The following is a 25975-nucleotide window of genomic DNA, read 5'->3' as shown; positions in this document are numbered from 1 at the left end:
AAAAAGTGCCTGCCTTGTTTTTTCAAAGTGCCTGTCACTTGTCGAATTTTGCCGACCTTGCACCACCGTCCGAATGTTACACATTTGCTATACTCTTTTTCATTCGACAAGTGACAGGCACCTGTACAGGTACCTGTCTGAAGTGGTAAATTTTTAATAGGACTAAGGTTTAGAAATTAAATGACGAGAGGAGTTTTGTTTTGCTGCGAAAAATTATTACAATCGCCATTATTAGTATAGTAGTTTGCTTTTTTTATGCTCAAAACACATTTTTTATCGTGGACGAATTTGTTTCCGACCGGCTTACACGAGGTGAAAAAGAGGTCTCAAGTAATATTGTTATTTTAGCCATTGATGACGAAAGTCTTGCTGAAGTGGGTAAATGGCCATGGCCGCGTAATGTGATGGCCGATACTGCCGAAAAACTTGCAGAAGCTGGAGCAAAGGCTGTTTTTGTCGATGTCCTTTACACAGAGGAAAGCCAAAATCAAGCGCAGGATTTGGAGTTTCAGCGAGTCGTTAACGAACACAATAATATATACTTGGCAGCTAATTTTGTTTTTGAAAGCAAGCAGGAAAGTGTGGGCGAATTAGCATTCGAAAGTATTAATAGACCTATATTTAATATTGATCAAAGCCAAGTTGGCCACATTAATGTTAAGGAAGATCGTGATAGCGTTGTCCGCCAAATTATGCTTGGTATTCCAGATGAAAATAATGAAATTTTACCAGCCATATCTGTTAAACTAGCAAATCTACTATTAGCGGATGAAGGGCGGGAAATTTCCTGGAATGATAACCACGAATTTTTTCTAGATGGTAAAAAAATTAACACTAGCTTATACAATGAAATTTACTTTTCATATGCAACAGAGCCACACGAAGATTCACAGGAAGTGATCAGCAATAAATTTGATACGATTCCAATCTATCAAGTTATTAATGGCGAGTTCCCACCTGAATATTTTGAAAACACAATTGTGTTAATTGGCCCGTATACCGCTGGTTTGCAAGACCAATATACAACACCAATGAGTCAAGTGACGAAAATGAATGGGGTTGAAATTCACGCCAATATTATTCAAAGTTTCTTAGATGGCAGTATTTACTCAAAAGCCTCTACCTCACTGGTAATTTTAATTATCACCGTGATGACAGCATTATCTTACTTCATTATTGATCGTCTGAAGGTTAAGTGGGGATTCTTAGCTCTTGTTGGCTTTATAGGTCTTTATTTAGTCGCAACCATCACGATTTACTCTGAATTGCATATCCTTTTACCATTTTTCTATGTGTTGCTTGCCTTAGTAACGGTTTATGTAACGTCAGTCGTTTCACAGTACATTATCGAACAGAAGGAAAAGGCCCGTGTTACAGGACTATTTGGACGCTATGTTTCTAAAGGCGTTGTAGATGAAATTTTATCTTCGAAGGAAGAGGTTAAACTCGGCGGCATTCGTAAGGATGTAACCCTTGTATTTGTAGATATCCGTGGTTTCACCCCTCTTTCTGAAAAAATGGAGCCTGAGGAAGTCATTTTAATTCTAAATGAGTATTTGGATCTATGTACGAGGGCTGTATTTAAATTCGAAGGAACATTAGATAAATTTATCGGTGACGGTGTGATGGCCATATTTGGTGCACCGATTGAACAGCCTGATCATGCAGAACGTGCCGTTCGTGCAGCACTTGAAATGAAACGTCATTCGAGTGAAATGGCAAAACGATTAGAAGAGCAATATGGGCGCGCCGTACACTTTGGTGTTGGTATTAACTCCGGCCCAGCAGTAATTGGTAATATCGGTTCACAAGACCGCCTAGACTATACAGCTATTGGTGATACAGTTAACCTTGCAGCACGGCTAGAGTCTAATGCAAAGCCTGGACAGATATTAATTAGTGAAAACGTGTTTGAGCGTGTGAAGGACTTGTTTGTCATTACACCGCTTGAAGCAATTAAAGTAAAAGGTAAAGAAAAACCGGTTCAAATCTACTCGGTTGAGGATGAAAAATAGGCACTAAAAAGCAGCTATTCATTCTAATTCATTTCAACAAATGTCAAACAATTAAGAATATACATTTTTATCAACATAATATATAATTTTACTATGTTAGTAAATTTGTCCTAACACTATGGTATCAAGCATATTTATAACCGTACACACTATGCTTTAAACTGCCTCTATTTTTATCATTTTCAATGTAAACCGTACGCTGATTTCTATGAAAAGTCGGTGCACTAATGAACAAAAGTTTTCAGTAGAAACAACATAGGAACAAGAAAGCTTGTTCCAGAGCTCAATCCACTTTTATTATGCTTAAGAATGTGGCATAGTTCTTGAGGGCTTGAGCTCATGTTTGTTTTAGCAAGGAGGAAAGAGCATGAAAAAGCAGGCAAAAGTTTGGGTTTCCATTCTTCTCATTTTTTCATTTCTCCTCCCTGCCTTTTATCATGCAGATGCAGCACGTGTCGCTATTATTAAAAATGTCAAAGGGGAGGTATACATAAAAAAAGGAAATAGCACACGGGAATTTAAGGCAAAGGAAGGAATGAGCCTTTCAGAAGGAGATTCCATTCGCACTGTGAAAAAAAGCTCAGCAAACATTGTCTATGACGATGGATCGAAAACAAGCATTGCCCCAAGTTCAAAACTTTCGGTATCCAAACTGAAAGACAAGGCTAACGGTAATCAAACAAAGGTAAAAGTTCTATCAGGGAAAATTTGGAATAGTGTCAAAAACCTTTCAAACGCCAATGATGAATACGATGTCGAGACACCTACTGCAGTTATGGGGGTTCGCGGTACACATTTCATCGTAACAACAGATCCTTTAACAGGACAATCTAGTGTTACTGTTTTAGATGGTACAGTTGGCGTTAGTCAAAACAGCGAACAAGATAGTGATTCTAGTTCTGGAACGAGCTCTGGAAATGGCCCTACCCAACCAGAACAATTAGTTACTTTCAGTCAATCCCTTGTAACGCAATCAACTCAACAGCCTATACCAGAAGCAAAAACATTAGATGTAAAACAACTCATTGAACAGGTTGACCCTGTAATTATCGTAGAAATCGTTCAAGATTTAACCAATGCAATTAAAGAAGCAAACGAACAAGCAAAACAAGCACAACAATTGTTTAATAATACAAAACAGCAGGATTTAATCGAAAAAGCAGTAGAATTATCAAAAACTGCTACTACGATAGCAAATATTCAAACAAGCGTATTGAATGAAATTAATCAATCAACAAAAAAGCCTGAAGTTGAACAGCTATTACAATCAAGCTATCAGAAGACGATTGAAAATGTAATTAATGAAAACAATCAACTAATAGCTGATACGCAAAATACTCAGGAGCAGGCGGAGATCATAGCTAAACAGTCTGGGATGACTCAAGAGCAATTAGATAAAATCGGGCCAGTAACTGGACCAGCGTCACCTAGCCCTGAACCGCCACAACCAGAGCCGGAGCCAGGACCAGGACCAGGACCAACACCAGTACCTCCAAAACCAATAGGCACACCAGTTGTGATTACAGACCCGACAAAACCTGTAAGCTTTAGCAATGGTGTAACAATTGACCTTAAAGGTGTTTCATTACCAGCGGGAACAACAGTTACATTAACTGAACGAACACTAACGACGCAGTCACCAGAGTTAAATGGTAAAGGACTAAAACCTGCCGGAAAAATTATCAACTTTAATTTCGTTGGAGGAACTGTTACCCATCCAGTTGAAATTGTGCTACCACTACAATCTGGTTCGGATGTTTCAAAGACTGGTATTTTTTATTTAAAAGCTGATGGAAATTGGGAGTACCAGCCATCAACAGTTGAAAATGGCTCAGTAAAAGCCACTGTCAATCACTTCTCAACATATGGTGTGTTAGAAGCTCAACAAGCATTAGCACCTACTGTTAGGGTAAATGAGGAAATAGTTGCTCCAAATGTTGCTAAAATAGTTGATCTAGGAACTTCTATAAAAATGGAAGCACCTAATACTACTATTTATTACATGAACAACTTTGGTGAAAGGCAAGTCTATAATTCTAGCAATCCACCAGTTATCACAAGAAATGAAATGATTTTTAGAGTTTACTCATCAGCTGACAACTTAAGAAATAGTGAGATCGCTACATACATTTTTATGACACGTCCACCAGCACCAAATGTAAGTGTTGATGATGTATACAATGTACTCTTGGGTGCAGATAACACAATGGAGTATTCCACAAATAATGGAGCAAGTTGGATTCGATATGATGAAACAAATCCGCCGATATTTGAAGGTGATGTTACTATTCATGTTCGCGTGAGCCCAAGTGAAGATGGCGAAATTCCACCTAGTAAGTCATTACTATTACAATTTTCTGCGAATCAGCCTAGAATACTAGAGGCTTACGTTACTGTAGAATACGGATTTATTACTCCAACTGAAACTAGCACTACAAATGATCATAACGCTTTACCAAATGAAAATGGCATTTCTACAGATAACAGCGCTTTACCTGAAGGTATAAATACTTCAACTGGTGAAAATGCCCCATTACCTGAGGAAAACGATTCGCCTACTGATGAAATCAGCACTTTACCTGAGGATAACAACCTTTCTACCGATGAAGACAACTCTTTACCTGAAGAAAGCGATTCGTCTACTGGTGAGAATAACAATTTACCTGAGGGTAACGACCCTTCTACCGGTGAAGATACATCTTTATCTGAGGAAAGCGATTCAGTTGACGGGGATCCTGATTCTTCGATGATTGATAACAATATATCTGAAGACATCAGTGCTACGTTAAGAAATATAATGCCAAGGCTGCTAGCAAACAATTCTTTAATGGAAAATACCAGTGCCATTACTGAAGGAAATAGTTCTTCTATGGTGGACAGCGATTCTTCCACAGCAGACAACGTCTCTTCGGAAGACCACAATCCTACAGAGGATAACGCTGATACACCTACTGGCAACTCATTAAGTGAAGAACCTATACCTGAAGGAAACCTTACTTTACCTGAAAGCACCAATACTACGACAGCGGACACCATTACTTTCGATAGTATTGGAATCCAAGAAAAAATTGCAGCGGTCCTCTTAGAGGAAAACTTATTTTCTGTTAACCTTGCTGACTTACCTTCAGATGCTCGATTTACAGAATTAGAGATTGTCGCTACAAAGGAAACCGAAAAGCTATCTGTCGATCTGGGAAACAGCTTAGGTACTAAAGAAATTTATTTTTCAGATGCAGATGCATCTGGAAAAAGAAAAGCAATTATTTCACCAAGCGCACTAGGGTTAGATCCTCAAAATGATGGGATTTCCCTAAAAATACTAAAGCTTTATATCCAAGCGACTACTGAATCGGATACGTATGAAATACCAGGCAGCTTAAACGATAGTGTCGAAGTAAAATTGCTTTTATCCTTTAAACCGAACCATGCTCCAGTGATAAATGAGCAAATCTCAGATCTATTTGGCAGCATAGATGTAATTGACTTAGATGTTAGTCATGCATTTATTGACCCAGACGGTGACTCATTAAGAATTGATGCCTATTCGAGCAACACTAGTGTAGCCACTGTTGAGCTTGAGAATAATCAATTGCGAATTAGTCCAAAAGAAGCAGGATCAACAACAATCACACTAACTGCTACTGATGCTGAAGGATATTCTATCTCTCAATCATTTACCGTCACAGTTGGCATGCCTATTACGCTAGATTGGCAAGGCTACGACTCGCCAATTAACATCAAATCAGGTGAGGAAAAACAAATAACCTTTACTTCTTTCTTAAATCCTAGGATAGAACAGCTTTCTAACATTGGCTATGTATTCAAATGGTCGAAGGTTGGATCGGTTTTAAGTGAACATGATATTGTGATGGATAGTGTTGTTATAAATAACACTGGTGCAGCAGTACCTTTATCAACTAGTACTGGTTCTGCTAATCAACTTTTAAAGCTATCTAATGAGTATTATCTTTTAGTGATTGATAGTTTGGCAGGAAATTTACAAATTAATTCAAATGCAAGATTTGCAAACGAAGGAACATATGATTTAGAAATATACGCGGTTCAGTTAAATAACTAAAAATTCAATCCTAAGCGCCTTGATATCACAAATGGTCAAGGCGCTAAAGCTGAACATTAATAAACAAATACAAGTTATAAAAAATTTGAGGAGGAACAGAATGAAAAAGTTCTTGAAAGGCGTTTCAATTGCAACAGCATTAACTTTTACAGTTTCACCACTAGTTACAAGTCCTGTTAGCGCAATTGGTATTGAGGACCTTGTAAATTTAAAAATGATGTCTAATACATTAAAGGCAACCTTTAATGTATCCGAACCCATTGCATCTGAAACGGTCACTTTAAATTGGATGATTGATGAAAGTCTAACGAATTCCGACCAAACGTTTGAAGCAATTAGCGGTAAACCCTATTATTTTTCAGTACATGTAACACCTGGCAACAATATTCTTGATGGAATTATACCCACTGAAAAAGTTGCAATCCTTTTGAAAGTTCCTAATAATGCTTCTAACCCTAATCCAATTGAGGGTGTATATCCATCTAGTAGCTTTTTCAGTTTTGAACAAAGTGAGCTTGGGTCAGTACCCTCTTTAGTTGACCCAACCGGCGCCTTTACATATTATGTATTGGCCGAGGATTTATTTATTAATTACAGTACCTATTTAGATATTACATCAGAAATAGTCTTTAATACTGCAGGAACATATTCTGACTTTGAGGTCATTGCAGTTCAAGATCCAATTGAATTATTTTCGGTAATACCAGGTGGCCCTAGTTACGCTACGTTTACTTTAGATACTCAAGGTAACACAGGTACCGATTTAAATTATCCGAATATGATTCATCTGACACAAACGGGCGGACCAGTAAGCCATGGCGATTTTGAGTTTGAGCTTGTAAGCGTGGATCGTCTAGTAGGTGAAAATCGCGTAAGCCTTGATTTAAGCGTACTTGAATCGATTAATATATATAAGAACGGATATAGCTATGAAATTGAACCATTTGATACCACACAATATACTGACCGACCAGTAGTTACCATCAAGGTATCTGGAAAGGATGATACTGCAGTAGCAGGATTAAGCCACACAATTCAAATTGAAGAAGGGGCTGGAAAAGACTTTAGATATGTAATTGCTATTGACGGCAATGAGGTTTTGCCTACTTTCCCTCTCTTACGGTAAACAATAAATTCAAGTTTTTAAATTATGCGTTTTATTAAAATTTTGCAGTAAAAAAAGGAGAAAAATCATCACAAGTGATTTCTCTCCTTTTTTACTATACCATCAACGCCAACCACAACGTAATGAGATGAAACGTTTGATCAACGATGATCGACAACCAGCCCGATTCTTTTCCTGTTGAAGTCATGATTGTCCGTACCCACCATGCGACAAACGTGCGACGATCAAAGAACACATGCAATCCGAATACGAGCAGGATGCCCCAAACTGAAAGCCCTCCAAAACCAATCCATGCAACAACAGCAACTGCCAATGTATATACGAATGAATGAGTTAGCAGTGCACTCCATTTTTTTGCCTTGTTTGCTGCCATCCAGCTTGTTTGAAATAAATAGTCACCGATTAAATGACCAATAAGAAGAATATCAAATGGACTCATCATATTACCCTTTCATTTTAAAAGAATAGTAAAACATATCCGTTAAGCTTTCTTACTATGTCATAGTCCAATTTAACTTAGAAATCCAGACAGACATTCCCCCGAAATAAACTATCTAATTAATACTACTTGTTCAACGCCCAACCAATCAACTTGATAGTTAAATGCTTCTGCAATAAAACGAATTGGTACATAGGTTCTATTTGTAGACTTTTCAACTTCTGGAGCGACATCCATTGCAAAAGTATTCGTACCTTTTACAGTTGTCTCCCCTACTGTCAATTCAATAATTTGCTCACCATTTTGGATGGTAATGCCCTTCGTTACTTCGTTCCAGTCTACTTTGTATCCAAATGTTTCGGTGACAGCTCTTAATGGAATCATTGTACGATTATTAATTATTTTAGGTTTTGCATCACTAAAAACAACAGGATTATTATTAAAGACTACCTCAATGTTTTTGTTTCCTTTTACAAAACTAGCAGGAAGCTCGAACCAGTCTATCATTCTTACTTTATTATTCATTTCATCAGCAATTAATAATTCCCCATTTGTTAATACCGTTACATCAGACGGTCTATGAAATTGCGCCTTTGATTCTGGGCCAACTTTATTACCGCTTTCCCCTGCAATCCCTGCAACTGTTTGAACTTCTCCAGCTGATGTTATGACTCTAACAACATGATTTAACGAATCTGCTACATACAGATTTCCATTTGTATCAAATGCCAAGCCTGTTGGAAAATTAAATTGAGCTTGTTTTGCATCTCCATCCGCAAATCCACCAGCAATATAGCCAAAATCACCAATTTTTTCAGAACCAGAACCAGCAACAGTTGTTACAGTTCCATCTGCACTGATTTTGCGAATACGTTGGTTTCCTGTATCGGCAACGTAAATTTCACCAGACTTAGAAACAGCTAAGCCTGTTGGCTCATTAAATTTAGCGGCTTGGCCATTACCATCTGCATAACCGCCTACAAGCCAATCTCCATCCTTGCTATACCCGCCACCAGCAATAACTGAAACGCCACCTTGTTCAGTTATTTTTACAATTCGATGATTTAATGTATCACTTACAATTAATTCTCCGGTCTGAGAAATAACAACATCTGAAGGGCCCTGTAAATCCTTCATAACGGTGCTTACCGTACCATTTGTGTCAATCGCTCGGATAGCATTATTTCCCGAATCTGCAACATATAATATACCTTCATTAGAACGCGCTAGACCTTTTGGAAGGTTAAACATTGCTGTGCTTGCGGCTCCATCTTTAAATCCGCCAACAGCAAATCCATATTCATCATTTTCCGTCGTCACACCTGCAAATGTGCTAACTTGATTATTTGCGTTAACAACTCTTATTCTATGATTATGAGTATCCACTATATAATATGTACCATTACTACCTTCTACTGCAACGGTTGGAGAGTTAAATTTCGCTAAAGACGCTGAGCCATCTTGATAGCCTAACTCACCTGAGCCCGCAATTGTTTTCACGTTCGCTGGTTTAAAGGCAGCATCTACCATTGATGACTGAAAGCAAATTGATAGGCTTAAAACTCCAGTCACAATCGCCTTTTTCCAAGTGATATTTCCCATAGTTATCCTCCTTCATTTTTCCTATTGAAAAACACTTAATTTCCCTATAACGGCAAATTACATCGTATTTCTTATACTTAAAGAACTAAGCTTTATTAAAAGTACAAAAACTATACTGAATAACTTTAATAATATCAAAAACTCCTAATTAATTGATATAATTCACCTTAAATTTTTTTAAATAATATAAAAATATTAGCCTTTAAGGTTATCAATTCATGTTGATTTATAATAAAATAGTCCTAAAGTGGTTTTATAAAATCCGAGGTGATTACCATGCATGAAATGATGGACATTGTACCTAGAAAGAAAAAGGAATTAGAGCCTGAGGAAATGCTCGAAGTTATTTTTAGATATGCAGCGAAAATATCTAGTGAAAAGCAATTAGATCGTTTGTTAATGTTAATGGCTGATATGGGACGCGAACTAATTGTCGCTGATCGCTGTACGGTTTGGCTTTATGATAAAGATAAGCAAACATTATGGACGAAGGTCGCTCATGGAGTAGATCGAATAGAAATTCCGGCTAGCACAGGACTGGCTGGTCATTCTGTTTTAAAGAGCGAATCAGTTATTATCGATGATGCGTATGAAGACGATCGATTTAATCAAAGTGTCGATAAACAAACAGGCTATCGCACAAAAGCAATTCTAGTTATCCCGATTCGCAATCAAGAGGAAGAAATTATTGGATGCTACCAAGCTGTTAATAAAATGACCGCAACTGAAGTTTTTTCAGAAAAAGATTTAAAGCATTTAGAGCTGGCTGCATCTTACACGGGAAAATCCTTAGAATCTGCTATCCTTCAGCTTGAAATTGAAGAAACTCAGAAGGAAATTATTTATACGATGGGTGAAATTGGTGAAAGCCGCTCAAAGGAAACTGGTAACCATGTTAAACGTGTGGCGGAGTATTCACGGATTTTAGCGGACGGTCTGGGCATGTCAAAAGAAGAAGTTGAGCTCATTCGCATGGCCTCTCCTATGCATGATATTGGGAAGGTTGCAATCCCCGATGATATTTTAAAAAAACCAGGGCGGCTAACTGATGAAGAATTTGACATTATGAAATCACATGCAAGTATCGGCTATAATTTACTAAAAAATTCAAAGCGTCCAATTCTAAAGGCCGCAGCCACCATTGCAAATGACCATCATGAAAAATGGAATGGATCTGGCTATCCGAACCGAAAAAAAGGTGAAGAAATTCATATATACGGGCGAATAACTGCAGTTGCAGATGTATTCGACGCCCTCGCAAGCGATCGCTGCTATAAAAAAGCGTGGGAGCTTGACCGGATTTTAAATTTATTCAAAGAAGAACGCGGAGAACACTTTGATCCAAAACTAATCGACGTATTTTTTGAAAACCTAAACGAAATATTAAAAATAAGAGACACCTATCAAGATTAAAGCACCGAACCCGCTCTTTTAGGTGCCTGGCACTTGTCGAAAATATTAATGAACTATGAAGGATTCACCATTTGGTGGATTCTTTTTTTCTTGTCTCGAATTGGATATTCCATTCGACAAGTGACAGGCACTTATCGGATTGTTGTTCGATGCTTGTCAGTATTTGCTGAATATTTAGGAATATAGACCATATAGAAGGACATGGGAGTATTTGTAAATATTTTACCGTTAAGCGTGTCTAAGCCCAAATTATACAGATATATAGATAATTATCGGGAAATAGGCGGTTTGTGAAGTAGTTCGTATTTAAGATATGATGGAAAATATCACTCTTTTATTCTAGTATTTACCATTCAAAAAGGAGAGGATGTCCTAATTGAGCTTTTTACAAACATTAGATCGGTGGATGATGAAAATTGAAGAGGCGATTTTGTCTTATGCCATCATTATCATCGCCATTATGGTAGTAGGAAATGTTTTAAACCGCGTTATCTTTGGATCAAGTTGGGCGTTTTCAGCTGAGATTAGCAAATTTTCTGTAATACTAGCCACCTTTATGGGTATTGGCTATGCAGCCAGAAAAGGCCGCCATATTAATATGTCTGCATTTTTTGACATGGCTCCTTATAAACTCCGCAAAGCTTTAGCAGTTTTTATTCCATTCGTTACGGCAATTATTCTGTTTATTCTCACCTACTTTGCTTACGTATATTTGGTCTCTGTCTATGAGTCCGGTCGTGTCACTTCTGCCTTACAAGTACCTGAGTACTTAATGATATCCTTTGTCCCAATTGGCTTATTATTAGGCGGGCTACAATTTATAAGAAATGCTTGGATTAACGTTAAAGAAAAAGACGTTTATCTTGCTACAGAACAAAAGGATTATTCTGCTTAATAGGAATGTACGACTCGTACAGGACTACTTGAATTGTAGATCCTCATAAACGCCATTAAACAATTTCCTGCTCCACAATAAAAATAAAATACTAACAGGAAGGAATATAACATGGTAACTACTTTATTAGTCATAATGGTTGTGTTCCTGCTGCTCGGCTTTCCGATGATGATTCCGCTAATTGCTGCACCGTTAGCAGTTGTGATGATTTACTTTGGAAATTTGAACCCTATGCTATTGATACAGCAAATGATGGAAGGAATTTCCGCTTATGTCCTGCTCGCTGTACCATTGTTTATTTTTGCAGCAGACATCATGTCTACCGGTAAAACTTCTAAGCGATTACTTGACTTTGTCGGAGCATTTGTCGGACATTTACGCGGTGGATACGCAATTACAACTGCAGCTGCTTGTACATTGTTTGGGTCCATTTCAGGCTCAACGCAAGCAACGGTTGTTGCCATCGGGAAACCTATGCGGGAGCGCTTATTAAAAATCGGCTACAAGGATTCAAGTGCAATGGCTTTAATTATTAATGCAAGTGATGTTGCATTATTAGTTCCGCCAAGTATTGGCATGATCATGTATGCACTTGTTACCGGTACCTCTGTCGGTGATCTATTTATCGCGGGAATCGGCCCAGGCTTGCTCGTATTTTTCTGCTTTTCAGTTTATAGCTATTTTTATGCAAAGTCTAAAAATATTCCGCTTGCTGAGAAACTTTCATGGGTCAATCGCTTTAAGCTTACGAAAAAGGCATTATTGCCGCTTGGATTCCCGGTCATAATTATTGGAGGAATCTACACAGGACTATTTAGTCCCACAGAAGCAGCTGGCATTTCAGTTTTATATGCTTTTATTTTAGAAGTAATCATCTATAAATCTATCAAATTTAGTGATATGCCAAAAATCGCACTTTCAACTGGTTTAGTAACGTCAGCGGTATTCATTTTAGTTGCTGGTGGCCAGGCGTTTACATGGGCGATTTCGTACGCAAGAATCCCACAAATGGTAACAGAAACTGTGCTAGGAACTGACCCAAGTGCATTATACATATTAGCCATTGTCTCAATCTTCTTTTTTATTGGCTGTATGTTTGTTGATCCAATTGTTGTTATTTTAATTTTAACTCCTATCTTTTACAGAGCAGCGATGGAAGCTGGCATCGACCCTGTCCACTTAGGCGTGATCATCACATTTCAGGCTGCACTAGGTTCCGCGACACCACCATTTGGAGTTGATATTTTTACAGCAAGTGCTGTCTTTAATAAATCGTATTTAGATGTTATCAGGGGGACTCCTCCCTATATAGCGATGCTTATTGGCATTGCGGTATTACTCGTATTTTTTGAAGAAATCTCACTCTTCCTTTTATAATGTGAAACTTACATCTGTAGGGTGATAGTGGATACTTTCTCTCAAGTTGGAAAGTTACTAACTAGTATATCCACCTCTTATCCCCTCTAGATATAAGTTACACTAAGAGTGATTTCTATAAAAGTGAAACTTCCACCAGTGGTGGTTAGTTGAACCAATCTAGGTATTATAGGCTGTTCCCCTCACTCAGCAATATTAGTAATTTCTCAATATCTTAAAGTGTGGGTATTACTGCCTGTTAAACCGAGATAGAAAGGGCTTTAAATAGCCTAAATAAAATTCAGGGGGTATTTGATGTTTTTCAAAAGAAAGTCACTGTTATTACTAAGCTTACTGTTTGCATTAGGTCTTGTACTAGCCGCTTGTGGCGGGAGCGAAACAGCAAACGAGGAAGCTCCGGAAGGAAACAGCGGAGACGAAGGATCAACAGAAGAAAAATCCTATCATTGGAGATTTGTTACTGAAGAATTAGATGGTCAAGTTCAATATGAATATGCTGAAGAATTTGCAAAACGTATGGAAGAAAAGTCAAATGGAAATATCAAGATTGATGTTTATGAATTCGGTGGACTTGGCAGTGAAGTAAACCAAGTTGAACAGCTTCAAAATGGCGCTGTTGAGTTCGCAATTGTATCGCCAGGCTTTACAGGTACAATGGTTCCTGAAGGACAGCTTTTCGCACTGCATTTCCTATTCCCAGATGATGTCGCGAAAACACAGGAAATTTTAAACTCAAGCGAAGCTTTAAACGTGGACCTTGCAGCAAAGTATGAAGAGCACAACATTAAGCCGCTTGCTTATTGGACAGAAGGCGCAACACAATGGACTGGTAATAAAGAGTTAAATTCACCAGATGATTTTAAGGGTTTTAAAATGAGAACACAAACGTCACCATTAATGCTTGAGTCTTACAAAGCATACGGTGCAAATCCAACACCAATGAGCTGGGGCGAACTTTATACAGGCCTTGAGCAAGGCACTGTGGAAGGCCAAGAAAATCCAATCTTCTTTATAGAAGATGCATCATTCCATGAAGTTCAAAGCCATATGACGATTTCAAATCACAATAACTATGTAGCGATGACAACTGTTAATCCTACTTTCTATAACGATTTACCTGCAGATATTCGTGCGTTGATCGACGAAACAGTTGAAGAATTACAACCATGGATTTTTGACTTACAAAAGCAGCAGAATACTGAATTCCTAGAAAAAATTAAAACTAACACAGAATATCCAACTGAAGTAATTGAGTTAACAGAAGAGCAACGCCAGGCTTTTAAAGAATTAGCACTACCTGTTCATGAATACTATGTGAATGAAGTATCAACTGTAAGTGGTGCAATTTTAGAAAAGTTAAAATCAGAAATTGAGGCAGCTGCTGCAAATTAAGTTGACCTTACAACGTCCCGCTAAATCAAAAGTTAGCGGGACTTTTTATATTCTTTTCAATTTATAGCACTCTTGTCTCGAGATTTATATGAGAATGTTTACTAGTTGCAGATATATCTAAAAAGTGGCTGATATGCACACCAATGCGGCTGATATATTTTAAAAGTTGCAGATATCCGTCCAAAAGTGGCTGATATATCTAAAAAACGCTTTATTCTGCTCCCAACATCTCCAAATATACTCAGATTAAAAAATATTTTTTGGATAATTCCTGGAAATAGGTACATATTAACATTTGTAAAAAGCGAATTGGAGGAATAAAGATGAAAAAACTTACGATTTTACTCAGTGCTTTGATTTTTTCAATGGCACTAGCATTACCTGTATTTGCAAATCATCATGACAACGATGGAGCAACTCAACAACCGGCTGTTGAACTCACAGACAAGCAGAAGAAAGAGTTAGAAAAGCTGCATTCAGAGCTCCTTCAGAAGAAATCAGAGATGATTGACAAGCATGTCGAGTTTGGAATCATCACGAAGGAAAAAGGCGAAAAAATTAAAGTAAAACTAGCAAAAAGATTTGAGAAAATGAAAGAAAACGGTTTTATCCCAATGCATCATGGCCATAAGCATTGCGATGGCAAAGATAAAGACGGCGAAAATAAAAATCAAGAAGACAATGAGTAGGTATAACGAATGAAGGAAAAACAACGAGTTGGCCAAAAAAATGTAGACCAATATAGAACTGTTCCAAGCCCCAAGGCTAGAGAATCTGGTTTTGAGGCAAGCTACGAATATACAACTGGAAATGAAGTATCGAAACCTAATCAAAAAACAGACTAAACTATATGCATTGTATAAGACAGCTTGCTTATAAGCTGTCTTTTCATATTTAGCAACTAATGGCTAAAAAAAATCTCATGTGAATCCACATGAGATTTTTCCAATATAAGCACATTCCTATTGTTCCTTATTAAATAATCTTGGTACTCCATACTGTTTTCCAAATAATAAATCATATTGAAGTCTTGAATATATATCTTCCAGGGACTTAACATCATCAGGTGTATCTTTGTATAACTCTCCATTCGGAGTTGTTTTAATAGAAGTAGTAAAACCGGACAACTGCCCGCTATAATGTTCTAAAAACTGATAATACAACGGCTTTTCTAATTGTGCCAACTCCATGATATAAGGCGGCAAAAAGGACCCGCTCATAACAGGAAGTTCAACCTTTTCAACCATGTAGTTAGACCATAAAACTAACGGCGTAGCTCTCATCCGTTGATATTCCTCCAATGACCATGGACCTGCTGACTCAATGTAACCCGCTTCTAAATAGGTTAAATAATTTGCACCTAAAAACGGCAAATGATCACCAAAAAACACAAGTATGGTTGGCTCTTCTGACTTTTTATAATAATTGATCAACTCTTCTAATGAACGATCTGCCTCAACAACTCCCTGTGTATACGATGTGAGTGAATCAATCGATTCCGGTGATAATATAGAACTTTCAACCGTTACATCAACCTCTTTATAGCGATTTTTTTCATACGGCCCGTGATTTTGCATCGTAACAGCATAAATAAATACAGGCTCCTCCGACTTCTCTGTTTGTGAAATAATCCGTTTATTTACTTCCTGATCAGCGATATATGGGCCACGATAAGTCGCACCTTCAAAGTTATCAAGACTAATAAACTGATCAAAGCCGATTAGTGGATAAACCTTCTCGCGGCTCCAAAACCAGCTATAATACGGATGAATTGCAACCGGATTGTAGCCTTGATCACGTAAAAGGCTTGCCATGGACGGAACAGGGCGGCTTACAAATTGCTGATACGCAATTGATCCTGTTGGTAAAAATGATACACTTAGCCCTGTCAACGCTTCGAATTCAATGTTAGCAGTTCCTCCTCCAAATTGCGGTGATAATAACCAGCCACTTTGATTACTGCGAACTGTTGGCATTGGATCCTTACTAAAATTAACAGCCTGCAATAAAGTTGGATCCCAAAAGGCTTCGTTCATAATCATAATAATATTAGGTTTTTGTTCAAGCTCGGTAGTGGATACTGCTTGCTCGTTTGGCAAGATTTTTTCTAGCTCATCAATCGTCTGTAAAATATTTTCTTCACTATAGCCTTGCGGCGCAAAAATAATCGTACTTTCCGTATTTAATACAAATGCTAAGGCAAAACCATTAATATTATAATTGGTCGCTTGATTCCAGTTTATATTTTCAATACCCATAGAAGCAAAAACACCTTTAAGTGGTGTGCTACGGAAAAAGAAAAATGAAATAATTAATCCGACGCTTACAAGTAACAACACAATTCTTGAAATCCAGCCCATTTTTATATTAAAAAATGGCATGAATTTTTTAAACAGCCAAATCGCTAAAACAGCGATGATAACCGTAACTATTGCAATCAAATAATGTTTTAAAGTAATTTCATTTAATAGCTGCGGCAACAAATTAAATAATTGCTGATACAATAGCACATCCCAAGGATATAAATATTCGCCTAAAAATAAAAATTTATATTTATCAATAACAGCAATAGTCAGCATCACAAAAGAAAAAACAGTAAAGCTTATTAAGAAATCATTAAACAACGCAAAAAACACTAGAAATACTAAAAATAAAATAATGTAATTTAATATAAACGGATTGGTATGTGCACTAATCCATTCAAAGCCATAACTAAAATTTCTGCGAATATAGGATTCCATCCCAAATAGAACAACACCAACAAATATAGCAAAAAGTAAGAATAATAGCAGTAATTTTAAGTTATGATAATTTGATCGTTCAACTTGCTGTATTTTCAACAAAATTAATCATCCTTTATTAAATTGTTATCAACGAACTTTATCTTACTAGTATGTTCATACTCCTTTAACAAAATTTACATATTATTTATTTCCACTTTACAGTTTTTAATGTTTATGTTCAATAACTAGGCATGTCGTTAGTCATAATATTTGCCTGCGCACAATCATAAAATTTTGAAATAACAACAGCCTATTATATAATTTCCTATGTGGTAATATTTGGACAATAAAAGGAGTGCTTTACAATATGGAAAGAATGAATGGGTTTATGAATAGCTGGATGGCTCACCGCAATGCATTGATTGAATTAGTAAAAACGGTGGGAGATGAGCACCTTAACTACAAGCCTTGGGAAGACGCGATGTCATTTTCTGAACTAGTCTTACATATAACAAGTGCAACTGAAATGTTCGTTCAAACGGTTAAAAGGGGCGTATTTACTCCTCCAACCGAAAAGAAATCTGTCGATAGCATAAATGAATTACTTTCAACTATTCAATCAGAAACAGAACAAACAAAAGCTGGTCTAGAATCTCTTACAAATGAGCAATTAGAGCAAATCGTCGAGTTTGCCGGTATGAAAATGCCTGGAATGGTTATGCTTGAAAGCGGAAAAGACCATGAGATACATCACAAAGGGCAATTATTTACGTACGCTCGTTTAATCGGGGTTAAAGAACTACCGTTTTTCATTAGTAGAGGGTAAGTATTCGCAAGACTATTTAGATTAATCAATTATTGAAATAATACACAATTTGCGTCTTCATAGTATAATAAATAAGCAACTTCCACTGAGAATTGGTTCCCATGGAAGTTGCTTTTATTTTGGCTCTGTTAAAATTTAATGTTGATTTACAACTGATGTTGATTGGAGCGGAAATCAACATCTGCGTTTACAAAGCTTTTTTTAAATAATTAATTTAAAATATTTTACCTGGATTTAAAATGCCCTTTGGATCTAATGTGGATTTAATCATCTTCATCACTTCAACACCATACCCGTGTTGCTGTTTCAGAAACTGGATCTTACCAACACCAATGCCATGCTCCCCTGTACATGTTCCGCCATGTGCTAATGCAAATTCAATGATTTCTTCATTCATCAGTTTCATACGTTTCATTTCATCCGGATCGTTTGGATCTACCGCACATGCAGCGTGGTAATTACCATCCCCAACATGGCCAAGAATGGCTGCATAAATTCCGTACTTTTCTACAGCTCTTCTTGTATCCACAATCGCATTTGTAAGCTCAGAAATTGGCACACACACATCCGTTGAAATGAGCAGCTTGCCTTTTTTGCGATCGACGATAGCAAAAGCAGCGTCATGCCGCGCCTCCCAAAGCTGAGCTCTAGCGATGCTATCTGTTTCAAACTCAAACGACACGCAGCCTTCCATCGCAGTCACTTCTTTTGCAAGTTCCACATCATCATTAACCGCACCTTGGCTGCCAACGAACTCAAAAAATAAGGTTGGTGCAATTTTGTAATTCGTTTGTTTATATTCATTTACTGCCTCAATTGTTTTTTCATCAACGAGCTCCATCCGCGAAACAGGAATACCGCTTTTTAAAATCGATTCAGCTGCTTTACCAGCTGCCTCAATACTAGGAAAGTTCGCTTTAGCTGCCATAATGACTTCTGGGATTCCATAAAGGCGCAATGTAATTTCCGTAAATACTCCAAGCGTCCCCTCTGAACCAACCATTAAACCAGTTAGATCATAGCCAGCAGACGACTTGAAATATGTTCCACCTGTTTTTATGACCTTTCCATCGGCTAAAACAACTTCTAACCCTAACACGTTATCTCGCATAATGCCATATTTAACGGCATTGGTTCCACTCGCATTTGTTGCCGCCATTCCGCCGATTGTTGCGTCAGCACCCGGATCCACCGGGAAAAACAATCCATACTTTTTCAGGTGCTTATTCAATTGTTGTCTCGTTACGCCAGGTTGTACTTTTACAATAAAATCATCTGGACGTACTTCAATGATGTTATTCATTTGAATGAAATCAATTGAAATACCGCCATTGACAGGGATAACCTGTCCTTCCATGCAGCTTCCTACTCCGAAAGGAACAATTGGCACCTCATTTTCATGTGCATACTGAACAATTTGTTGTACCTCTTCTTTGTTTTCTGGAAACACGACCACATCAGGTAAATGTGGTTCATGATATGTAATTCCTTTACTATGATGCTCCAAAATTGTTTCATTTGTCGTTACTCGTTTTGTGTCGGGAATAATAGTTAATAAATCCTCCACTAGCTTTTCTGTTTTTAGCATGTTTCCCCACTCCTCTATCTGCTATAAAAAGTAAATGCCGCATTGCAGCAATCTTTAAAACTCTCCTAAAATGTTTTAATAGTTTCAAACTATGACTTTTCGTAAACTTTAACCATTTATATCAATAGGCTGTCATAATCGTATCATACTCATTTTTATTATATCAAGAATATTCTAAAAAGTTTAATAAGGCAATATTTATTACCAACATGAACGACTATATACGAAAAGAATAGTTATGTAATTTTTGTAAAAACTATAATTAAAGTAGTGGAAATACCCTGTTTTTATCTGGCAGCAAGCTGGATAATTCCAGGTGATTTTATGCAACTATTTTATTTTAAAAGGAGTTATATAATATGAATATGCAGCGTGCGAAGGAAATTAGTGAATCACCTGAGATGGTTAATGTTACTTACGATGGTACACCAATCTATATTCAACATGTTGATGAAGAAACAGAAACAGCTAGAATCTTTCCATTAAATGAACCACAAAATGAACGTTATGTGCCACTTAATGGTTTAGAGGAGCACTAAAATCAAAACAGTTACATATAATAACTTCTACAACAAGACCAAAAACGGATGGCAATACAAGTCAAGTTGCCATCTGTTTTTTTATTGCTATTATTCTCCGGACATCTAATACCTTATTTCCATATAAAAGGCCCATTCTAGGATTTTTCCGGACACTGTGTACCTTATTGAGGTTAAAATCACCAAAAAGCGCTCATTTTTTATGAAATAAAGGATTATTTGTCCGATAAAATTTAGAAAACTGCATTTTTACTTGCAATAACGGATCATATGTCCGGATAAAGCCTATGTCCATGGTCAAGACCCAGCCAACATCAGCGTAGTAGTCCATGACCAAGGCCAAGCCCTGACCACGTATCCCGCTCCTACTCGCAATACAAAAATAAACCACCTACAGTCTCGATCTCCTTCTAATCATTTGATTAATCACTTCTGAAAAGACAAGCCCAATTGCGATCGCACCTGAAATAACAAATGCTTTGGCCGCTAACTGTAAAGCGGAATTGTAATCATTTTCAACAAAATGCCGCATTGCATTATACGCCAGTCCACCTGGTACTAACGGAATAATTCCTGAAACATTAAAAACGATAATCGGCGTTTTATATAACTTTGAGAATATTTGACTGACAACTGCAATGAAAAATGCTGCAATAAGTGTTGCCAACACCGTATCTACTATAAGATACTGCTCTAAATATACATATATAAACCACCCGACCATCCCCACAAACCCACATTGAAACAGCGCATTTTTTGGAACATTAAAGATTACCCCAAATCCGGCCGATGCAATAAAACTTGTAACCAACTGTGCAACCATGTTATTATCCTTTCTCTTATCTAGTTCCACTAAAATAATAAAAATACAACTGCAATCCCAGTTCCAATGGCAAATGCCGTTAAAAAAGCCTCCGCACCTTTAGATAGTCCAGATACTAAATGGCCAGCCATCAAGTCTCTAACAGCATTCGTAATTAATAAACCAGGCACTAACGGCATTACAGATCCAATAATGATTTTATCTAGCTCTTCTCCATAACCAGTCGCTACAAACATAACCGCAAGTAAACCAATTATTAGCGATGCTGAAAACTCTGCAAAAAATTTAAGCTCCGCTAATTTACTAAAATAAATTAAAGCTATAAAACCTACTCCACCGGTAATTAAAGCTGGAATAAAGTCCGCCCAAATCCCTTTAAACATGATTAGAAAACATCCGCTTACAATCGCCGCAGCTGCCGCTTGAGTGAAAATAGAATAGGCATGATTTGTAGCTTCTACTTCCTTTAATAATACACCCGCTTCTGAAAGCGTAATTTCTTTACTACTAATACGCCGCGATATGCTATTGACCATTGTCACCTTTTGAAGATCCGTAGAACGATCAGATATGCGAATGAGCCTTGTATCGTATTTATCAACTGCAAAGATAATCCCCGTTGGCGTTACATAGCAATGAGTTCCCTCAATCCCAAAGGATGAAGCAATCCGTTCCATCGTATCTTCGACGCGGTATGTTTCTGCTCCGCTACGGAGCATAATTTTACCCGCAAGTAAACACACTTCCATTACTTTATATACATCTATTGCATTTGAATTTTCCATCCCAATATCTCTCCACCGTATGAATCCTTTAAACTAAAAGTTTAAATACGTCATTAATTAAATTAAGAGTTTACTACATCCCTTTAAAAAATACCACTGTCTAGAAAATAGACATTTACTCCATCAATCCAAAATCGCTATCACTTGGTAGTTATTTACTAGATAGCAGTCTGTCTAACAGTGCATATAGAACCGTTTTACACACTTTTAGGTAATTGCCCTATTTGATAGTGCACAAGCTATCTTTAAACGAATACAAATATAAAAACAACAAAAGTTAGGTGATAGCATGAAAGCAATTGAGTTTCCAACCCTATTAGCTGGACCCATTGTTCGTCGTGTAGAACCTACGAAAATAGTTATATGGGTTGCATTAAGCAAACGGTTTCGAACAAGAGCCAAGTTGTTTAGGATTACTCCTTGTAGCAACAACAGCTACAGCTATAAAAAAATTAAAAGTCGTAATAAAACAAAAACCGTTCAACTTGGAGACCATTTAAATATAAGTTTAATTGAAATTGCTCCTTGCAATTCTTCATTTCCTATTCAAACTTTAATCGGCTACAATTTAATTTTTCAACGGAGCAACGAACAATATGACTTACACAGTTTACATTTAACTTCACCCGAAAACCCCCATTCTTTAGTATATGGTAAGTTAAAATATCCTTCTTTTTATATAGATAATGGAGAAACAACAAAAATTATCTATGGCTCATGTCGCAAATTACATGGGAAAAGCGGTGAAGATTCATTAGCTATTGCAGATTTAATGCTTAGCGAAAGCTATAGTAATCTACTTCATAGACCTAGCTCATTATTTCTAATGGGTGACCAAATATATGCTGATGATGTACCTGATCCTGCACTCCCTCTCATTACATTTTTCGGTCAAAAAATGATGGGAAACAAGGACGAGCCGTTATCCAAAGTTGACCATCATCTTGAAAAAGAACCATTTAAATCCGCATTTGACCAAATTCAGGGACGGCAATTTATTAGTAAACATTTTTGTAAATTTACGTCTACAAACTCCCATAATCATCTAATACGTTTAAGCGAATACGCGGCCCTGTATTTATTATCATGGAGCCCAGAATTATGGAATATTGCCCAGGAAAACAATCTCTTGGATTCTTTTGATCAAGTAATTGAAAAAAACAAATTACATTTCGCTTTTCCTGACCATGAACCTTTTTTAAAAGATCGTGAAAAAGAATTTGAACAGCATAAACTACGTTACAATGAACAAATGGGAGATATGCGGAAGTTTATTTCAGCAATTGGAAAAGTACGCAGGGTTCTGGCCAATGTTCCTACCTACATGATTTTCGATGATCATGATATAACAGATGATTGGAACCTTTCAGCCGATTGGAAAAAGAAAGTGCATAGCGCCCCTTTAGGCAGACATGTCATCGCTAATGGACTTGGTGCGTACTGGGCCTTTCAAGCATGGGGAAATGCTCCAAAAACCTTTACCAACAGGTTTATACGCACAGTATCGGCTTATTTAAAATCGTTTAATGTTAAATCTACTTCATACAGAAGATGGTTAAAACTACTGCTTCGATTTAATTCGTGGCACTTCATTGCCCCCACTAACCCGAAAGCTGTTTTTATTGATACGCGAACACAACGCTCCTTTGACCCCTATCCACAGCCTGAACGGCTTGGGAAAATCATCGAAGAAAATAAGCGTACACCTTTGCTGATTAGCGGTAAAGGCTGGAAACGAGTTACTGAAAGTTTAAACGCTAGTGGTTGGAATAGCGGTGAGCCTATTATCGTTGTCTCTGCCACGCCAGTATATGGCGTTGATCTAATTGAATCGTTATTACACAAATATATTTATCCGTTTAGGGCAATGGGAGTTCCCGTCCATACCGCCCTTGACTTTGAAGGTTGGCGATATAACGGAAAGGGTTTTAGTGAGTTACTGCACACTATTTCAAAGTGGGACCCTCGCTACTGCATTATTTTATCCGGTGATGTTCACTTTGCAAACTCAGTAAAATCTACTATAGAACTGCATGATGGCCATAAGTTAGCATTCTATCAATTTACTAGTAGTCCATTTAATAACCAAAGCTACGATGGTGTATGGGGTTCATTAATGAAGGCAGCGATTAAGCTAAATTCACTTGATAATAAAAATAAGATAATTACCCGTTATTGTAGCGGTGATAACTATAATATTATCGAGGATAACCATGGCAATATTGACCTGCCACTTTTATGGAAAGAAGAAGTCACATGCCTACCTATGGATAATGGGGCAATTATTGAAACTGATAACAACATCGGAATGCTTTCATTTTCCCCTTCATCATTACAAAATACTTTATATAAAAATGCAGGTACTGGATACCAACCGATTTTATACGAAAAATTTAATACAGAAGACCGCTAATCTGTGTTATTTATAAAAAGCCAACTTCCACGCTTGAATGGTAGAAGTTGGCGTTCTTTTTAAAAACAAATTGATTAATAAAAATCATCTGCTATGTCCCTATTAAAATTATGAGTCAGCAACATCCTATAATCTAGCTGTAAGTCGGGTACCAAAGAGTACATCACAGTTATGGATTTTTCCGAACAGCACTAATCAAACATCATTATCTTTTTTCGCAAAGCACCATCCACTCATCAACTGTGATTGATTGGATCTCGTTATTAACAACTTTAACAGAATAGTATTGTTGCAGCTTTTCAGCAGCATTTAGAAAGTATTGATTCACACTTTCCACTTGTTCCTCATTTTTAGTCGTTACCTTTACCCATGTTTGATAATCATGTGTTTTCTTTTTTAACTCTGACTTTACTTCCTTTAGACCTGATGATGTAAAATGCGCTTGCCATTCGTTGACTGATAAGCAACGAACATGACTTTCATCACGTAATTTTTCAAAGGTATTCATAAAATTAGCTAGTTCTGAATCATTCGGTACAATATTATCAATTAAAATAAATTTCCCGTTTGGTTTTAACACTCTCTGTACTTCACTAATAAACCGTTCTGGATTCGGAAAATGGTGTGGAGCAATCCGACACGTTACCACATCAAACGTATTTGCTAAAAACGGCAACGCCTCTGCATCTGCAATCACATATGAAACATTATTAAAATGCTCATTTAAATGGTCCGCTGCGCTTTGGAGCATCCGCTCTGTTAAATCAGTTGAAAATACTTGCTGAACATATGGCGCTAGGGCCTTTACCACATGACCGCCACCAGTTGCAATATCTAAGGCCTTCCAGTTAGGCTGCGGCTTTAGCCAATCTACGATTATTGGCAAATCCTTTCCTTTAGCATGGGATTCACTTGCAACATACTTCTCAGCGTTTTTTGAAAATTGTTGTTTCACCGCATCTTTAATACTTTCGTCTTTTTGCATAATGTCACCACTCCTATATTAGGGCAGCTAATAAGCGCATATACCACCCCTACATATTATCAGTATGTATATCAGTAATTTTTTCATTTTATCCATTGCAAAACACTAAAACTCTCATACAGTTTATCTTAATCTTATACGCCACTATACATGCAATTCCTTCTCTTTATATAGGAAAACAAAACAAATATTTCAAGATAGCCATCTTCTGTTTTCTAAATTTAACAAACAGGTTTTGAAACCCTGGCTTTTTCACCATTTGTATTTGCTTATAGCTCTTGTTCAAAAAAACAATATTATGTTAGTTTTTTTGTTCTTCCAACAAACGGTATGTAACGTTTTATAACTAACTTCCTAATCTAACGCATTTAACTGGGACTTTTCACTAGTTTTGGCAGAAAATTGTGTTATATTAATTCACATTTGTTGTTATTTTTCATAACATATAGTAAATTAATAATTGGGAGAAAATTAAAGGAGTGTGAATAAAATGGGGGAAGATAGTTTTAAAGATAAGAAAGTAATAACAATCGGAATTGTTAGCGAATTAACAGGGCTTTCTGTACGTCAAATAAGGTATTACGAAGAAAGAAAGCTAATCTTTCCAAAACGTTCACAAGGCGGGAACAGGAAATTTTCTTTTAATGACGTTGAAACATTAATGGAAATTGCCAATAAAATCGAAGATGGCGTCCAAACCTATGAAATCAGACAGGATATGGTTAAAGAGCAGCGGACTAAAGAAGCTGTAAGAAATAAAATGATTCAAGGTCAATTAAATGCACAGTTCGGCATTCAGAAAGGCCGGTATTATAAATAAAGATAACTGAATATTTAAATATAACAAAACGAGCGTTCCATCGAAGAACGACTTTAAATTCCCCTGAACTACTTCCAGACATAACGCAGAACTTTAATACTTAAAAGTAAAACGACTGTTGTTCACCTACACAACA

The 25975-nt window shown here is 37.0% G+C and carries 20 protein-coding genes; 13 read left to right on the top strand and 7 right to left on the bottom strand.

Annotation, left to right across the window (positions count from 1 at the left end):
- Positions 1-200: 200 nt before the first annotated feature.
- From C1724_RS18225 to C1724_RS18215, 3 genes are all read left to right on the top strand, one after another.
- A complete protein-coding gene (locus tag C1724_RS18225; protein ID WP_102348181.1) occupies positions 201-2015 on the top strand; it encodes an adenylate/guanylate cyclase domain-containing protein in 1815 nt (604 codons plus the stop codon).
- 367 nt (positions 2016-2382) lie between these two features.
- Positions 2383-6093, top strand: a complete 3711-nt coding sequence (locus tag C1724_RS18220; RefSeq protein WP_102348180.1) for a DUF4073 domain-containing protein — start codon at positions 2383-2385, stop codon at positions 6091-6093.
- A gap of 100 nt (positions 6094-6193) precedes the next feature.
- Positions 6194-7219, top strand: coding sequence for a hypothetical protein (locus C1724_RS18215; RefSeq protein WP_102348179.1), 1026 nt, complete (start codon positions 6194-6196; stop codon positions 7217-7219).
- 94 nt (positions 7220-7313) lie between these two features.
- Here the strand turns inward: C1724_RS18215 and C1724_RS18210 are convergent, their stop codons facing one another.
- Together C1724_RS18210 and C1724_RS18205 are read right to left on the bottom strand one after the other, a co-directional pair.
- On the bottom strand, positions 7314-7658 hold the full coding sequence (locus C1724_RS18210) for a DUF3307 domain-containing protein (RefSeq protein ID WP_102348178.1): 345 nt from the start codon (positions 7656-7658) through the stop codon (positions 7314-7316).
- A gap of 111 nt (positions 7659-7769) precedes the next feature.
- Positions 7770-9260: a stalk domain-containing protein gene (locus tag C1724_RS18205; protein WP_102348177.1), complete on the bottom strand. Its 1491-nt coding sequence runs from the start codon at positions 9258-9260 to the stop codon at positions 7770-7772.
- A 276-nt stretch (positions 9261-9536) separates the two neighbouring features.
- Here C1724_RS18205 and C1724_RS18200 point away from each other — a divergent pair, with 276 nt between their 5' ends.
- The 6 genes from C1724_RS18200 to C1724_RS25730 all read left to right on the top strand — a co-directional run bounded on the left by C1724_RS18200 (position 9537) and on the right by C1724_RS25730 (position 15182).
- Positions 9537-10673: an HD-GYP domain-containing protein gene (locus tag C1724_RS18200; protein ID WP_102348176.1), complete on the top strand. Its 1137-nt coding sequence runs from the start codon at positions 9537-9539 to the stop codon at positions 10671-10673.
- 376 nt (positions 10674-11049) lie between these two features.
- Positions 11050-11568, top strand: coding sequence for a TRAP transporter small permease (locus C1724_RS18195; protein ID WP_102348175.1), 519 nt, complete (start codon positions 11050-11052; stop codon positions 11566-11568).
- A 111-nt stretch (positions 11569-11679) separates the two neighbouring features.
- A complete protein-coding gene (locus C1724_RS18190) occupies positions 11680-12945 on the top strand; it encodes a TRAP transporter large permease (protein WP_102348174.1) in 1266 nt (421 codons plus the stop codon).
- A 294-nt stretch (positions 12946-13239) separates the two neighbouring features.
- On the top strand, positions 13240-14337 hold the full coding sequence (locus tag C1724_RS18185) for a TRAP transporter substrate-binding protein (protein ID WP_102348173.1): 1098 nt from the start codon (positions 13240-13242) through the stop codon (positions 14335-14337).
- Between the two features lie 323 nt (positions 14338-14660).
- Positions 14661-15026: a YckD family protein gene (locus C1724_RS18180; protein WP_102348172.1), complete on the top strand. Its 366-nt coding sequence runs from the start codon at positions 14661-14663 to the stop codon at positions 15024-15026.
- A 9-nt stretch (positions 15027-15035) separates the two neighbouring features.
- The gene (locus C1724_RS25730) at positions 15036-15182 is read left to right on the top strand and encodes a hypothetical protein (protein ID WP_180994327.1); all 147 of its coding nucleotides are present in this window, start codon (positions 15036-15038) and stop codon (positions 15180-15182) included.
- Positions 15183-15299: 117 nt separating this feature from the next.
- Here C1724_RS25730 and C1724_RS18175 read toward each other — a convergent pair whose 3' ends face one another.
- Positions 15300-17180 (bottom strand): sulfatase-like hydrolase/transferase, encoded by a 1881-nt coding sequence (locus C1724_RS18175; protein ID WP_258000453.1) that lies wholly within the window; start codon positions 17178-17180, stop codon positions 15300-15302.
- Between the two features lie 247 nt (positions 17181-17427).
- Here C1724_RS18175 and C1724_RS18170 point away from each other — a divergent pair, with 247 nt between their 5' ends.
- The gene (locus C1724_RS18170) at positions 17428-17886 is read left to right on the top strand and encodes a DinB family protein (protein ID WP_102348171.1); all 459 of its coding nucleotides are present in this window, start codon (positions 17428-17430) and stop codon (positions 17884-17886) included.
- Between the two features lie 214 nt (positions 17887-18100).
- Here the strand turns inward: C1724_RS18170 and C1724_RS18165 are convergent, their stop codons facing one another.
- A complete protein-coding gene (locus tag C1724_RS18165) occupies positions 18101-19474 on the bottom strand; it encodes an FAD-binding oxidoreductase (protein ID WP_102348170.1) in 1374 nt (457 codons plus the stop codon).
- A 359-nt stretch (positions 19475-19833) separates the two neighbouring features.
- On the opposite strand from C1724_RS18165, the gene C1724_RS18160 reads away from it, so the two are divergent.
- The gene (locus C1724_RS18160) at positions 19834-20013 is read left to right on the top strand and encodes a small acid-soluble spore protein H (RefSeq protein WP_102348169.1); all 180 of its coding nucleotides are present in this window, start codon (positions 19834-19836) and stop codon (positions 20011-20013) included.
- A 391-nt stretch (positions 20014-20404) separates the two neighbouring features.
- Here the strand turns inward: C1724_RS18160 and C1724_RS18150 are convergent, their stop codons facing one another.
- The gene (locus C1724_RS18150; protein ID WP_102348167.1) at positions 20405-20836 is read right to left on the bottom strand and encodes a threonine/serine exporter family protein; all 432 of its coding nucleotides are present in this window, start codon (positions 20834-20836) and stop codon (positions 20405-20407) included.
- A gap of 29 nt (positions 20837-20865) precedes the next feature.
- Entirely contained in the window at positions 20866-21621 is a 756-nt protein-coding gene (locus tag C1724_RS18145; RefSeq protein ID WP_102348166.1) for a threonine/serine exporter family protein, read from the bottom strand.
- 289 nt (positions 21622-21910) lie between these two features.
- Between C1724_RS18145 and C1724_RS18140 the strand changes: the two genes are divergently transcribed.
- Complete coding sequence (locus tag C1724_RS18140) at positions 21911-24034, top strand: hypothetical protein (protein WP_180994326.1); 2124 nt, start codon at positions 21911-21913, stop codon at positions 24032-24034.
- Positions 24035-24239: 205 nt separating this feature from the next.
- Here C1724_RS18140 and C1724_RS18135 read toward each other — a convergent pair whose 3' ends face one another.
- On the bottom strand, positions 24240-25019 hold the full coding sequence (locus tag C1724_RS18135; RefSeq protein WP_102348165.1) for a class I SAM-dependent methyltransferase: 780 nt from the start codon (positions 25017-25019) through the stop codon (positions 24240-24242).
- 490 nt (positions 25020-25509) lie between these two features.
- Between C1724_RS18135 and C1724_RS18130 the strand changes: the two genes are divergently transcribed.
- Positions 25510-25839, top strand: a complete 330-nt coding sequence (locus tag C1724_RS18130; RefSeq protein WP_102348164.1) for a MerR family transcriptional regulator — start codon at positions 25510-25512, stop codon at positions 25837-25839.
- Positions 25840-25975 lie beyond the last annotated feature (136 nt).

The organism is Bacillus sp. Marseille-P3661 (assembly GCF_900240995.1).
In the GTDB taxonomy this organism is placed as follows: domain Bacteria; phylum Bacillota; class Bacilli; order Bacillales; family Bacillaceae_J; genus OESV01.
The sequence above is the reverse complement of the archived record's forward strand: the minus strand, read 5'-3'. Positions and strand labels throughout refer to the sequence as shown.

What these genes read in the sequence shown, in the direction of transcription:
- C1724_RS18220 (WP_102348180.1), top strand. Translation starts at nt 2,383, where the DNA reads ATGAAAAAGCAGGCAAAAGTTTGGGTTTCCATTCTTCTCATTTTTTCA.
- C1724_RS18215 (WP_102348179.1), top strand. Translation starts at nt 6,194, where the DNA reads ATGAAAAAGTTCTTGAAAGGCGTTTCAATTGCAACAGCATTAACTTTT.
- C1724_RS18210 (WP_102348178.1), bottom strand. Translation starts at nt 7,658, where the DNA reads ATGAGTCCATTTGATATTCTTCTTATTGGTCATTTAATCGGTGACTAT.
- C1724_RS18205 (WP_102348177.1), bottom strand. Translation starts at nt 9,260, where the DNA reads ATGGGAAATATCACTTGGAAAAAGGCGATTGTGACTGGAGTTTTAAGC.
- C1724_RS18200 (WP_102348176.1), top strand. Translation starts at nt 9,537, where the DNA reads ATGCATGAAATGATGGACATTGTACCTAGAAAGAAAAAGGAATTAGAG.
- C1724_RS18190 (WP_102348174.1), top strand. Translation starts at nt 11,680, where the DNA reads ATGGTAACTACTTTATTAGTCATAATGGTTGTGTTCCTGCTGCTCGGC.
- C1724_RS18185 (WP_102348173.1), top strand. Translation starts at nt 13,240, where the DNA reads ATGTTTTTCAAAAGAAAGTCACTGTTATTACTAAGCTTACTGTTTGCA.
- C1724_RS18180 (WP_102348172.1), top strand. Translation starts at nt 14,661, where the DNA reads ATGAAAAAACTTACGATTTTACTCAGTGCTTTGATTTTTTCAATGGCA.
- C1724_RS25730 (WP_180994327.1), top strand. Translation starts at nt 15,036, where the DNA reads ATGAAGGAAAAACAACGAGTTGGCCAAAAAAATGTAGACCAATATAGA.
- C1724_RS18170 (WP_102348171.1), top strand. Translation starts at nt 17,428, where the DNA reads ATGGAAAGAATGAATGGGTTTATGAATAGCTGGATGGCTCACCGCAAT.
- C1724_RS18165 (WP_102348170.1), bottom strand. Translation starts at nt 19,474, where the DNA reads ATGCTAAAAACAGAAAAGCTAGTGGAGGATTTATTAACTATTATTCCC.
- C1724_RS18160 (WP_102348169.1), top strand. Translation starts at nt 19,834, where the DNA reads ATGAATATGCAGCGTGCGAAGGAAATTAGTGAATCACCTGAGATGGTT.
- C1724_RS18150 (WP_102348167.1), bottom strand. Translation starts at nt 20,836, where the DNA reads ATGGTTGCACAGTTGGTTACAAGTTTTATTGCATCGGCCGGATTTGGG.
- C1724_RS18145 (WP_102348166.1), bottom strand. Translation starts at nt 21,621, where the DNA reads ATGGAAAATTCAAATGCAATAGATGTATATAAAGTAATGGAAGTGTGT.
- C1724_RS18140 (WP_180994326.1), top strand. Translation starts at nt 21,911, where the DNA reads ATGAAAGCAATTGAGTTTCCAACCCTATTAGCTGGACCCATTGTTCGT.
- C1724_RS18135 (WP_102348165.1), bottom strand. Translation starts at nt 25,019, where the DNA reads ATGCAAAAAGACGAAAGTATTAAAGATGCGGTGAAACAACAATTTTCA.
- C1724_RS18130 (WP_102348164.1), top strand. Translation starts at nt 25,510, where the DNA reads ATGGGGGAAGATAGTTTTAAAGATAAGAAAGTAATAACAATCGGAATT.